This window comes from Janthinobacterium sp. GW456P, from assembly GCF_002127655.1.
Taxonomy (GTDB): Bacteria; Pseudomonadota; Gammaproteobacteria; order Burkholderiales; family Burkholderiaceae_D; genus Janthinobacterium.
Window position 1 is genome coordinate 274,531 of the sequence record NZ_NEHB01000013.1, and the last position, 12,481, is coordinate 287,011.

Below are 12,481 nucleotides of genomic sequence, written 5' to 3' on the forward strand. Positions count from 1 at the left end.
GCATGCACAGTGAGCATCGCAGGCCGCAAGGCGCGCCGCGCAGTCAATTTGGTCTGGCATTTTTAAAGTTCGGTGCGTAGGGCGAACAGTTCCGGGAACAATACCACGTCGAGCATCTTGCGCAAATAGCTGACGCCCGCCGTGCCGCCCGTGCCCGTCTTGAAGCCGATGATGCGCTCGACCGTCGTCACGTGGCGGAAGCGCCAGAAGCGGAAGGCCGTTTCCAGGTCGACCAGCTTTTCGGCCAGTTCGTACAGGGCCCAGTGTTTCGACGGGTCGCGGTAGACTTCCAGCCACGCCGCCTTGACCGACGCGTCGGAGGCGGTGGGCAGGGTCCAGTCGGCGTCCAGGCGCTCGGGAGTGATGTGCAAGCCGCTGCGCGCCAGCAGCTTGACGGCTTCGTCGTAGACGGACGGCGTGCGCAGGGCCGTATCGAGCACCTTGTAGGTATCGGGCGCCGTCGTGTGCACGTTGAGCAGGGCGGCGTTCTTGTTCCCCAGGATGAACTCGATTTCGCGGTACTGGAAGGACTGGAAGCCGGACGAGGCGCCCAGGTAGGGCCGGATGGCCGTGTATTCGGGCGGCGTCATGGTGGCCAGCACGTCCCAGGCATGGACCAGCTGGTCCATGATGCGCGCCACGCGGGCCAGCATTTTAAACGCGGGCGCCAGGTCGCCGCTTTGCAGGTTGGCGCGCACGGCGTGCATTTCGTGCAGCATCAGCTTCATCCACAATTCGCTGGTCTGGTGCTGCACGATGAACAGCATTTCGTTGTGGTTCGGCGACAGCGGGTGCTGGGCCGTCAGGATGCGGTCCAGCGCCAGGTAGTCGCCATAGCTCATGGACTCCTTGAAATCCATCTGCGCGCCATGCCATTCGGCGCCTTGCCGGGCGCCCGCATGCATGGGGCAGCCGCTGCTGTTTTCTTCTTTGCTCATGGTGTTCTCTTGGTCCGGGGTCAGGTGACGGCATCGCGCTTGGCGGCGATGTCGTAGGCTTGGGTGTCGAGAATGTCGCGCAGGATTTCCACCGCATCCCACACATCGGCAAAACCCGTGTACAGGGGCGTGAAGCCGAAGCGCATGATGGCCGGCTCGCGGTAGTCGCCGATGACGCCGCGTGCGATCAGCGCCTGCATCACGGCATAGCCGTGCGGGTGCGTGAAGCTGACCTGGCTGCCGCGCCGTGCATGCTCGCGCGGCGTGACGAGGCCCAGCGGATGGCTGGCGCAGCGCTGTTCCACCAGCGCGATGAACATATCCGTCAGGGCCAGCGACTTGCGGCGGATGGCTTCCATGTTCGTTTGCGCAAAGATATCGAGGCCGCATTCGACGAGTGCCAGCGAGACAATCGGCTGCGTGCCGCACAGGGCGCGGGCGATGCCGTCGGCCGGCGTGTAGCCCGGGTCCATGGCGAACGGCGTGGCGTGGCCCCACCAGCCGGACAGGGGCTGGCGGAAGCGCGCCTGGTGTTTTGCCGGCACCCAGATGAAGGCGGGCGAGCCGGGGCCCCCGTTCAGGTATTTATAGGTGCAGCCGACGGCCAGGTCGGCGCCGGCGCCGTTCAGGTCCAGCGGAACGGCGCCGGCCGAATGGGCCAGGTCCCACAGCGCCAGCGCGCCCTGCGCGTGGCAATGGCTGCTGATGGCGGCCATGTCGTGCTGGTAGCCGGTGCGGTAATTGACGTGCGTGAGCATGGCGACAGCGCAATCGGCATCGATGGCTTGCGCCAGTTCTTCGGGACTGTCGACCAGGCGCAGCTGGTAGCCGCGGTCGAGCCAGGCGGCCAGGCCTTGCGCCATGTACAGGTCGGTGGGGAAGTTGCTGCGTTCGCTGACGATGACCCTGCGCGCGGCGCGGGCCGGATCGCTGGCCTGCATCTGCAGGGCGGCGGCCAGGGCCTTGAACAGGTTGACGGAGGTGGTGTCGGTGATCGCCACTTCGCCCGTGCCGGCGCCCAGCAGCGGCGCCAGACGGTCGCCCAGGCGCCTCGGCAGGTCGAACCAGCCCGCCGTATTCCAGCTGCGGATCAGGTCCGTGCCCCATTCGGCCGTGATGACGTGCTGGGCGCGCGCCAGCGCCGCTTTCGGCCGCGCGCCCAGGGAATTGCCGTCGAGGTAAATCACGCCTTGCGGCAAGTCGAATTGCTGGCGCAGGGGCGCCAGGGGATCGTCGAGGTCGCGCGCGCTGCAGTCATGTCGAGAAATCATGGTGGCTTTCATGTTGATACTTGTCTCAATGGCGCAATATTGCTTGAGGCTTAAAGTATTGCGCGGGAGCAGGCAGTGTAGCAAATCCGCGAAGGAAAGCAGAATTTCCACCTTGGCTGCAGCGTGAAAAGAGCCTGCCTGCGGGGCGTCAACGAAAAAAATCACGATTTTTAAAAATATTTTCAAATCGCCCTAAAGTTTCGCCGGACGCCGCCGTCAACGATTACATGAACGGTGTCAAACCGGCCAAAAAAGAATGCGGGTCTTTGAAATATTTTTCGAAAAAGCCCTAAAGTTCCTGCCAAGGCAGCCGTTATCTAGGTAGACAGGCTTGATTCCGATCAAGTTGTTGTAAAAAAGTGATATTTTTTACAGGCCAAAAGTCGGGTAAATCCGTCACAGAGCCAACCTCCCACATCCGCGCCGTTGCTGGCGTGCGACCATGATCGAGCAGTGTTTGTCAGACAAACACCTACGATCCCATCCGCTATTGCCCGACCAAAAATACAGCGCTACGCCTCTGTTGCATTTAATGTTGCTCCTGCAGAATGTATCTCACTGGCAACACACAACGCCAGCTGAATTCAACGGATTGAGGAGATGGAAATGACTGCTAACGACATGATGGCTGAGATTCGCGACGCTAACCTGAGCTACCTGATGCTGGCCCAGCAAATGATTCGTGCGGACAAGGTAACGGCCATCTTCCGTTTGGGCATCGCCGCCGATATCGCCGAACTGATCGAAGGCATGAGCAATGCGCAGATCCTGAAGCTCGCTGGCGGCAACATGATGCTGGCCCGCTTCCGCTTCGACGACAGCGCCATCCTGGGCATGCTGACGAACTATAATAAAGACCGCTCGCTGGCCCAGTCGCACGCTGCCATCCTCATGGCCGGCCAGGGCGTCGAAGAAATCGCCTAAGTATCAGTGAATTAGTATCAGTCCGTAGCGGAGTACACAGCATGGCCAAGAAAAGTGTCGTATCGGAAGCGCAGGAAATCCAGCTGGCCATCGAATTGATACAGCTGGGCGCACGCCTGCAACTGCTGGAGACGGAAGTCTCGCTGTCGCGCGAGCGCCTGCTGAATCTGTACAAGGAATTGAAGGGCGTCTCGCCGCCCAAGGGCATGCTGCCGTTTTCCACCGACTGGTTCCTCACCTGGCAACCGAATATCCATTCCTCGCTGTTCATCAACATCCATAAATTCCTCGTCGACCACGCGGGCGCCACGGGCATCGAAGCCGTGATGAAGGCGTATAAGCTGTATCTGGAACAGATGCCGCCCGAAGCGGGCGAAGAGCCCCTGCTGTCGCTGACGCGGGCCTGGACCCTGGTGCGCTTTTTCAGCAGCAAGATGCTGGACATGGCGCCCTGCGGCAAGTGCGGCGGCAAGTTCGTCGTCAACTGCCTCGACCTGAATGCCGATTATGTGTGCGGCCTGTGCCACATGCCTTCGCGCGCCGGCAAGACCAAGAAGGCGCGCGATGAAGCGGCCGCTGTTGCGCCGGGCGCGGCTGCCTGAGTCACACATAAGACAGAAAATAAGCCGGAGCCGGTCGCCTGACCGCACTCCGGTTTTTTCATGTCGCCATCGCTTACACTGGCGTTTTCCATCTTTGACTACCTCCATGCTGCAACAAATCCTGCGCGCGCCCGCGCTCAAGGCCATCCTGATCCAGGTGCTGGCCTTTCCCTTGATGTTGCTATTGGTATATTGCCTGGCGCGCGCGGGCGCTGCCATGTCGCTGCCGGCCGTGGCGCTGGTGCAGGGTGTCCTGGCGGCGCTGATGACCTGGCGCGCGGGCCTGGCCCGCTGGTGGTGTGCCATCGCGCTGCTGTTTGCGCCCGCCTTGCTGGCGGCCAGCCTGCTCGACTGGCCTCCTGCCGTGTTCCTGGCGGCCTTTGTTTTCCTGCTCAGCCTGTACTGGTCCACGTTCCGCACGCAAGTGCCGTTTTATCCGTCGGGGCCGGCCGTGTGGCAGGCGGTGGCCGAACTGATCGCGGACCGTCCCGGCGTGCGCCTGGTGGATATCGGCAGCGGCCTGGGCGGCCTGGTGCTGGACCTGGAGCGGCGCCGGCCCGACGGGCAGTTTTACGGCATTGAACTGGCGCCGCTGCCCTGGCTGGCAAGCCGCTTGCGCGCGCGGCTGGCGGGCAGTCGCGCGCGCTTCCTGCGCGGCGATTACGAAGCGCTCGACTTTGGCCGCTACGATGCCGTGTTTGCCTACCTGTCGCCGGCGGCGATGGCAGCCCTGTGGAATAAGGCGGAAAAGGAAATGTTGCCCGGTAGCATGCTTCTTAGTTACGAATTCCGGATTGCGGCACGCGCGCCTGATAAGACCATCTCCGCCACAGAGGGTGGTCCTTTGCTTTACATATGGTGCTTTTAAGCAATTGTCTGCGTTATTTGCTTGCCCGTGGGGCAATCTCACGTTATTGTAGTTCCACACGGCATTTTCTCGGATTTGCATTGAAAAGCAGCACATTTCAATTAACTTCCGGTTGCTTTTTTGCCGCGGTCTTTGCCGGCGGCGCAGCCGCCAAAAGACAGGAACAGGTTTGAACATGCCGGGCATACAGCCGCGGCCATTATTGGGAGTCAGGGCACTTGTTAGTCATAATCGGATACATCATCGTCTGCGCCTCGGTCTTTGGCGGCTTCGCAATGGCCGGCGGCCATCTGGCGGCGCTGTTTCAGCCGCTGGAGTTGCTGATGATCGGCGGCGCCGCCCTGGGCGCCTTCCTTGTTGGTAACAATAACAAGGCCATCAAGGCAACGATCGCCGCCTTGCCCAGTCTGTTCAAGGGATCGCGCTATACCAAAGACCTGTACATGGAACTGATGTCGCTGTTGTTTGAAGTGCTCAGCAAGGTGCGCAAGGAAGGCTTGATGTCGATCGAAGGCGATATCGACAAGCCGGAAGAAAGCCCGCTGTTTTCCAAGTATCCGGCGGTGCTGGCCGACCACCACATCGTCGAATTCATGACCGATTACCTGCGCCTGATGGTATCGGGCAATATGGATGCGTTCCAGATTGAAAACCTGATGGACAACGAAATCGAGACGCACCATCACGAAGGCGCCGTGCCGGCCCACGTGATCGCCAAGGTGGGCGACGGCTTGCCCGCGTTCGGTATCGTCGCCGCCGTGATGGGCGTGGTGCATACGATGGAGTCGGTGGGCATACCGCCGGCCGAGCTGGGCATGCTGATCGCGCACGCGCTGGTCGGCACCTTCCTCGGCATCTTGCTGGCCTATGGTTTCGTCGGTCCGCTGGCCAGCCTGCTGGAGCAGAAGCTGGAAGAGTCGAGCAAGATGTTCCAGTGCGTAAAAGTGACGCTGCTGGCCAGCCTGAACGGCTATGCGCCGGCGCTGGCCGTGGAATTCGGCCGCAAGGTGCTGTTCTCGACCGAGCGCCCGACGTTCAATGAGCTGGAAGACCACATCAAGAAATCGAAAACGAAGTAAGCAGTGAAACTACGCCTGGACACCATGAGTCATTTGCAGCACACGGAAGGGGGACGCCATGGCCGATGAAGGCATGCGCCCGATTATCGTCAAACGTATCAAGAAGACGGCTGGCGGGCACCATGGCGGGGCGTGGAAAATCGCCTACGCCGACTTTGTCACGGCCATGATGGCCTTCTTCTTGCTGATGTGGCTGCTCGGCTCCACCTCGAAGGGCGACTTGAACGGCATTTCCGAATTCTTCAAGACGCCGTTGAAAGTGGCCATGGCGGGCGGCTCCGGCAGCGGCGAAAGCAATTCCGTGATCCAGGGCGGCGGCCAGGACCTGTCGCGCCAGGATGGGCAGGTGCGCAAGGCGCAGGAAGAGCAGCAGCGCAAGTCGTTCGACCTCAATTCCGCCAAGGCGGCGCTCGAACGCGAGGAAGGCAAGCGCCTGCAGGCGCTCAAGGCGCGCATCGAAGCGACCATCGACGCCAATCCCCTGCTGAAAAAATACAAGAACCAGTTGCTGCTCGATATTACCAGCGAAGGCTTGCGCATCCAGATCGTTGACGAGCAGAACCGTCCGATGTTTGCGCTCGCCAATGCGAACCTGCAACCGTACACCAAGGAAATCCTGCACGCCATCGGCTCCGTGCTCAATGAAGTGCCGAACCGCATCGGCCTGTCCGGCCATACGGATTCGACGCCCTATATGAGCGATGCAGGCTACAGCAACTGGGAATTGTCGGCCGACCGCGCGAATGCGTCGCGGCGCGAACTGGTGATCGGCGGCATGAAGGAAGAAAAAGTCTTGCGCGTGGTGGGACTGGGTTCGGCCGCCCACCTGGACAAGCTCGATCCCTTCAATCCGATCAACCGGCGCATCAGCATCATCGTCATGAACAAGCGCACGGAGGAAAATGTCCTGCGCGATGGTTCGGCGATCGAGCTGCCGGTGACCGATGCCGCTTCCGCCGCTGTCGCTTCAGGGCTGGCTGCCGGTGCGCCGCCCGCAGCGGTGCCAGTTACTGGTCCGGCAGCGGCGAAAAAATAACACGCAAGGCTGTCGACGCGTGGTGTATTGAAACAATGAGACCTTTATGACAAGAAAGAAAATACTTGGCTCGCATGTAAAACGCCTGCTGTCTGGCGTGTCGGACCATGGCCGCAAGCACTTGACGGAGGTGGAAACCGACCTGGTGCAGACCGGCATCTTGCTGGAAGAGGCGATCGAGAAGCTGTCCTTCAATTTCATGGCGATACACGCAGCCGTCGCTGCGCAGCAAGACACTATCGCGCTGCTGCTCGACGGCGGTATTCCGGCCGAGCAGCAGCGCGAAAAACTGCTGGCGTTGCAGGATGAGGTGGGGGGCTATGTGAATGCCGCCATCACCAGCCTGCAGTTCCAGGACATGACCAGCCAGCTGATCGAGCGCACCTTGAAGCGCGTGACGGGCTTGCGCGAGTTCCTCGGGACCCTGGGCGAGCATGGCGCGGAGATGTTGCCGGAGAGCGACAATGAAGAAATTGTCGCCTTGCTGGGTCGGGTCAGCATGGCGCTGGCGATTCAAAGCCTGGAGTTGCGCAGCGTGCTGCGCAAGGCTGTCAGTCAACAGCATTTGGAAAGCGGCGACATCGAGCTGTTCTAGCATGCCAGTGCGGAGCGCTTGTGGTTGCATGGATTGATTAATCAAATACTCGGGCAGGATGCCCGGAATAAGTGGGAGCAAAGATGGCCAAAACGATACTTGCAGTGGACGATTCCAGCTCATTGCGCCAGATGGTGGCGTTCAGCCTGAAAGCCGCCGGTTACCAGGTGGTGGAGGCCGTGGACGGCCAGGACGGACTGGAAAAAGCCAAGCTGCAAACCGTAGACCTGGTATTGACGGACCAGAACATGCCGCGCATGGATGGCCTGGAACTGATCAAGCTGCTGCGTGAACTGCCGACCTACCAAAAGGTGCCCATCCTGATGCTGACGACGGAGTCGTCGGACGAGATGAAATCGAAAGGCCGTGCCGCCGGCGCCAATGGCTGGCTGGTCAAGCCGTTCGATCCGCAACGCCTGATCGAAGTGGTCAAGAAGGTGATCGGCTGATGCCAGCCGCGCAGCGCAATGATGCAATTGACGGAGTCACCCTATGACCATCGATATTAGCCAGTTTTTTCAGGTCTTTTTCGATGAGGCCGAAGAACTGCTGGCTGAAAAAGAACGGCTGCTGCTGGCCGTTGATATTGCGGCGCCCGACGCCGAAGATCTGAATGCCATTTTCCGCACCGCCCATTCGATCAAGGGCGGCGCATCGACGTTCGGCCTTTCCGACATGAGCGAGGTGACGCACATCCTCGAGTCGCTGCTCGACCGCATCCGTCAGGGCCAGATGGCCCTGACGGCAGAACACGTCGACGCCTTTTTGGCGGCCAAGGACATCCTCAAGATGCAGCTCGACGGCCATCGCCTGGGCAGCGCTGTCGACCAGGATGCCGTGGCCAATGTGCGCATGATGCTGCAGTCGTTCTCGCAGGACGTGCCCGTGGCCGCGCTCACGCCCGTCGCTCCGGCCTTCCATACGGCGGAAAAGGCCGCCGTCAGCCATGCCGGCGGCCACCGCATCCGCCTGGAACTGCCGGCCATGGAGCCGCGCGAAGTCGATGCGCTGGCGGCCGAACTGGGCTTGCTGGGCGACGTCGCCGTAACGAGCCTGCCCGACGCGCGCAAGGTGCTGGAAGTGACGACGCATGAAAGCCTGGACGACATCCTGGCCATCTGCTCGTTCGTGCTCAATCCTGACGATATGGTGATCACGCAGGCGCCGCCGCTGGCGCCAGGCGAGGCCGAAGCGGCCCGCGCGGCGCAGGAAAAGGCACAAGGCTACGGTTTCTTCGACCCGCTGCCAGGCGCTCCTGGCGCGCAGGGCGCGGCCGATCCCGGTTACGGCTTCTTCCAGCCGATCGAGGATATCCGCGCCGCCGCCGGCGTGCAGAGCGACGCCGAACAGGGTTACGGATTCTTCCAGCCCCTCGAACAGATTCGCGCGGACGCCGCCAAGGCGGGCAACGCCAGCGCTGCCGCCGCGCCGGCCGTGGCGAGCGCCGTGGCCGAAGCGGAGCAGGAAAAGAAACCGGCCAAGAAAGAGGGCGACAAGGCCGGCGCCGAATCGTCGTCGATCCGCGTCTCGATCGAGAAAGTCGACCAGCTGATCAACCTGGTGGGCGAACTGGTGATCACGCAGGCGATGATTGAACAGCGCGCCAGCGCGCTCGATCCGATGCTGCATGAAAAGCTGCTCGACAGCGTCAGCCACCTGACGCGCAACACGCGCGACTTGCAGGAAGCGGTGATGTCGATCCGCATGATGCCGATGGATTTCGTTTTCTCGCGCTTCCCGCGCATGGTGCGCGACCTGGCGACGAAACTGGGCAAGAAGGTCGACTTCATCACCAATGGCGCCGCCACGGAACTGGACAAGGGCCTCATCGAGCGCATCGTCGATCCGCTCACGCACCTGGTGCGCAACAGTATCGACCATGGCGTGGAAATGCCGGCCGCCCGCGTGGCCGCCGGCAAGACCGAGGCGGGACGCTTGTTCCTCTCGGCCAGCCACCAGGGCGGCAACATCATTATCGAAGTATCCGATGACGGCGCCGGCTTGAACCGCGAGCGCATCCTGGCCAAGGCCGCGCAGCAGGGGCTGGACGTGTCCGAGTCGATGAGCGACGCCGAGGTGTGGCAGCTGATATTCGCGCCCGGCTTTTCCACCGCCGAAGCGGTCACCGACGTATCGGGCCGCGGCGTGGGCATGGATGTCGTCAAGCGCAATATCAGCGCCATGGGCGGCGTCGTCGACATCCGTTCGGCCAAGGGGTTCGGCACGACGATTTCCATTTCGCTGCCGCTGACCCTGGCCATCCTGGACGGCATGTCGATCCGCGTCGGCGACGAAGTGTATATTTTGCCGCTGGGCTTTGTCATCGAATCGCTGCAGCCGGCCGTTGAGGACATCAAGGACATCAGTGGCAAGGGCCAGGTGGTGAAAGTGCGCGGCGAATACCTGCCCTTGATTCCGTTGTACCAGATGTTCGACATCGCGCCGCGCTTTACCAGTCCCTCGGAAGGCATCTGCGTGATCCTTGAGACGGAAGGGCGCAAGGCGGCCCTGTTTGTCGACGACCTGGTGGGGCAGCAGCAGGTCGTGGTGAAAAACCTCGAATCGAATTACCGCAAGGTGGTGGGCATTTCCGGCGCCACCATCCTGGGCGATGGCGGCGTGTCGCTGATTCTCGATGTCGCCGCCCTGATCCGTTCCTCTCGCCAGCTGGCCGACGAGTCCATTTTTTCGTAATACCGATAGATAAAGATAGGAAAACGCACCATGTCAGATACTCAACAAACATCCGGAAGCAATGCGGGCGACGGCAAGGACATCGCCGGCCGTGAATTCCTGGCCTTCACCCTGGGCTCCGAAGAGTACGGCATCGATATCCTGAAGGTCCAGGAGATCCGTGGTTACGAAGCGGTCACCCGCATCGCCAACGCGCCTGAATTCATCAAGGGCGTGATCAACCTGCGCGGCATCATCATCCCGGTGGTCGACATGCGCATCAAGTTCAACCTGGGCACGCCCGTGTACGACCAGTTCACGGTGGTGATCATCCTGAACATCGGCGGCCGTATCGTCGGCATGGTGGTCGACAGCGTTTCCGACGTCACCACCCTGACGCCGGAGCAGGTCAAGCCGGCGCCGGAAATGGGCACAGCCTTCTCGACCGACTACATGATCGGCCTGGGCACCATCGACGAGCGCATGCTGATCCTGGTCGACATCGACAAGCTGATGTCGAGCAGCGAGATGGGCCTGATCGACAAGCTGGCGGCTTAAGCGGCAGCAAGGCGGCGCCCGGTGCGCCGCCGTTTTAGAACGCAAAGAATCACTACAGATATGCATGTACCGGCGCGGGCATCAGCCTGAGGCGCGCCGGCAGGCTGCAAGGTCCGACAGAGACCCGGCCACAACACGGCGCCGTACGGTTGAACGGGCGCCGTTCACATAAATATTGGAGACTGTAATGAGTTTGCGCGATTTCAAGATAGGCACCCGGCTGGGGATAGGTTTTGGCAGCATCCTCGCCATCCTGGTGGTGGTGATCGTTTCGGCGAATGCACTGAATTACCGTAACAAGGCCCAGCTGCTCACGGGGCTGGAGCTGGCAAGCGAAAAGAATACGCAGGCGTCGCTGATGAAAAGCGCGATGCTGGAAACCGGTATCGCCATGCGCAATATCGGCCTGCAGGGCGATGTGAGCCTGATGCAGGCGGAAGAGGGCAAGGTGCGCGAGCAGCGCAAGCTGTACGACGGCGCCCGCGGCAAGCTGGCCACCTTGGGCCTGTCCGATGGCGAGAAGGCGCTGCTGGCCAATATCGCCAAGGTCGACGGCGAAGTCGATGCCGCCTTCAAGGAAGCGATGGGACAGGTGCTGGCGTTTAACAGCGAGGGTGCGGCGAAGGTGATCGCCACCCGCATCGATCCCTTGAACAAGACGACCCTGGCCGATATCAACAAGCTGCTCGACTTGCAGCACGTGGCGCAGCAAAGCTTCATGGACGACTCGCTGGCGGCCGATGCGCGCCTGATGATGGTACTGTTCATCCTGGGCGGCGCGGCCGTGGCGATCGGCGCCTGGTGCGCCATCTTCATCACGCGCTCGATCACGGTGCCATTGTCCGGCGCAGTGGCCGTGGCGCAGAAGGTGGCGGCCGGCGAGCTGACCTCGCGCGTGGTGGTCGAAGGCAAGGATGAAACGAGCGCGCTGCAGCAGGCGCTCAAGGACATGAACGAGAGCCTGGTGCAGACGGTCAGCGACGTGCGCACCGGGACGGACACCATCACCGTGGCGTCGCGCGAGATCGCCAGCGGCAATGCGGACCTGTCGGCGCGCACGGAAACGCAGGCCAGTTCGCTCGAAGAGACGGCGTCGTCGATGGAAGAGCTGACGTCGACCGTGAAGCAGAACGCGGACAACGCGCGCCAGGCCAACCAGCTGGCAGTGTCGGCGTCGTCGGTGGCGGAGCAGGGCGGCAAGGTCGTGTCGCAAGTGGTCGATACCATGGGTTCCATCAAGGACAGTTCGCGCAAGATCGTCGACATCATCGGCGTCATCGACGGCATTGCGTTCCAGACGAATATCCTGGCATTGAATGCGGCCGTCGAAGCGGCGCGCGCAGGTGAGCAGGGACGCGGTTTTGCGGTGGTGGCGTCGGAAGTGCGCAATCTGGCGCAACGATCGGCCGGCGCGGCGAAGGAAATCAAGGGCTTGATCGGCGACTCGGTCGACAAGGTCGATGCCGGCAGCCGCCTGGTGGACGAGGCGGGGCAGACCATGGGCCTGATCGTTACGTCGATCCGGCAGGTGGCCGACATCATGGGCGAGATCACGGCGGCGACGCAGGAACAGAGCCACGGCATCGAGGAAGTGAACCAGGCCATCGCGCAGATGGACCAGATGACGCAGCAAAATGCGGCGCTGGTCGAGGAAGCGGCGGCGGCCGCCGAAAGCATGCAGGAGCAGGCGCAGAAACTGGCCGCCGCCGTCAGCATCTTCAAGCTGGACGGCGAGAGCGCGGCGCAGGCAGTCATGCCCGCGTCCGCGTCCGTAGTCAAGGCGGCGGCACGGCCGGCACCGAGTGTGGCGGGAACTGCACGGCGGGTGGCAACGGCGGCGCAGGCCGTCACGCCAGCGCCCGCGAAAAAGCTGGCGGCGGCCGGCGGCGACGATTGGGAAGAGTTCTGACGCCAACCCGGTCCCGCTAGTTATACTT

Annotated in this window: 12 protein-coding genes; 10 read left to right on the forward strand and 2 right to left on the reverse strand. The window is 61.9% G+C overall.

From position 1 onward, the window contains the following. Nucleotides 1-62: 62 nt before the first annotated feature. Both kynA and kynU read right to left on the reverse strand, forming a co-directional pair. Nucleotides 63-905: a tryptophan 2,3-dioxygenase gene (gene kynA / locus CBW66_RS14680; protein WP_086138910.1), complete on the reverse strand. Its 843-nt coding sequence runs from the start codon at nt 903-905 to the stop codon at nt 63-65. Nucleotides 906-958: 53 nt separating this feature from the next. Next, nucleotides 959-2,209, reverse strand: coding sequence for a kynureninase (gene kynU / locus CBW66_RS14685; protein ID WP_086138909.1), 1,251 nt, complete (start codon nt 2,207-2,209; stop codon nt 959-961). A gap of 606 nt (nt 2,210-2,815) precedes the next feature. Between kynU and flhD the strand changes: the two genes are divergently transcribed. The 10 genes from flhD (at nt 2,816) to CBW66_RS14735 (ending at nt 12,453) form a co-directional block, all read left to right on the forward strand. Next, the gene (gene flhD / locus CBW66_RS14690) at nt 2,816-3,133 is read left to right on the forward strand and encodes a flagellar transcriptional regulator FlhD (protein WP_010396649.1); all 318 of its coding nucleotides are present in this window, start codon (nt 2,816-2,818) and stop codon (nt 3,131-3,133) included. Between the two features lie 41 nt (nt 3,134-3,174). Continuing rightward, nucleotides 3,175-3,735, forward strand: a complete 561-nt coding sequence (gene flhC / locus CBW66_RS14695) for a flagellar transcriptional regulator FlhC (RefSeq protein ID WP_070288862.1) — start codon at nt 3,175-3,177, stop codon at nt 3,733-3,735. Between the two features lie 106 nt (nt 3,736-3,841). After that, entirely contained in the window at nt 3,842-4,603 is a 762-nt protein-coding gene (locus CBW66_RS14700) for a class I SAM-dependent methyltransferase (RefSeq protein ID WP_086138872.1), read from the forward strand. A gap of 218 nt (nt 4,604-4,821) precedes the next feature. Further along, on the forward strand, nt 4,822-5,682 hold the full coding sequence (motA, locus tag CBW66_RS14705) for a flagellar motor stator protein MotA (protein WP_070219712.1): 861 nt from the start codon (nt 4,822-4,824) through the stop codon (nt 5,680-5,682). Between the two features lie 58 nt (nt 5,683-5,740). Further along, nucleotides 5,741-6,718 (forward strand): flagellar motor protein MotB, encoded by a 978-nt coding sequence (gene motB / locus CBW66_RS14710; RefSeq protein WP_086138871.1) that lies wholly within the window; start codon nt 5,741-5,743, stop codon nt 6,716-6,718. Nucleotides 6,719-6,764: 46 nt separating this feature from the next. Continuing rightward, nucleotides 6,765-7,313, forward strand: coding sequence for a hypothetical protein (locus tag CBW66_RS14715; protein ID WP_034758366.1), 549 nt, complete (start codon nt 6,765-6,767; stop codon nt 7,311-7,313). Nucleotides 7,314-7,396: 83 nt separating this feature from the next. Continuing rightward, the gene (locus CBW66_RS14720) at nt 7,397-7,762 is read left to right on the forward strand and encodes a response regulator (RefSeq protein ID WP_034758362.1); all 366 of its coding nucleotides are present in this window, start codon (nt 7,397-7,399) and stop codon (nt 7,760-7,762) included. A gap of 43 nt (nt 7,763-7,805) precedes the next feature. Then, complete coding sequence (gene cheA / locus CBW66_RS14725; protein ID WP_086138870.1) at nt 7,806-10,007, forward strand: chemotaxis protein CheA; 2,202 nt, start codon at nt 7,806-7,808, stop codon at nt 10,005-10,007. Nucleotides 10,008-10,037: 30 nt separating this feature from the next. Then, the gene (locus CBW66_RS14730) at nt 10,038-10,544 is read left to right on the forward strand and encodes a chemotaxis protein CheW (protein ID WP_034758356.1); all 507 of its coding nucleotides are present in this window, start codon (nt 10,038-10,040) and stop codon (nt 10,542-10,544) included. Between the two features lie 187 nt (nt 10,545-10,731). Then, the gene (locus tag CBW66_RS14735) at nt 10,732-12,453 is read left to right on the forward strand and encodes a methyl-accepting chemotaxis protein (RefSeq protein WP_086138869.1); all 1,722 of its coding nucleotides are present in this window, start codon (nt 10,732-10,734) and stop codon (nt 12,451-12,453) included. Nucleotides 12,454-12,481 lie beyond the last annotated feature (28 nt).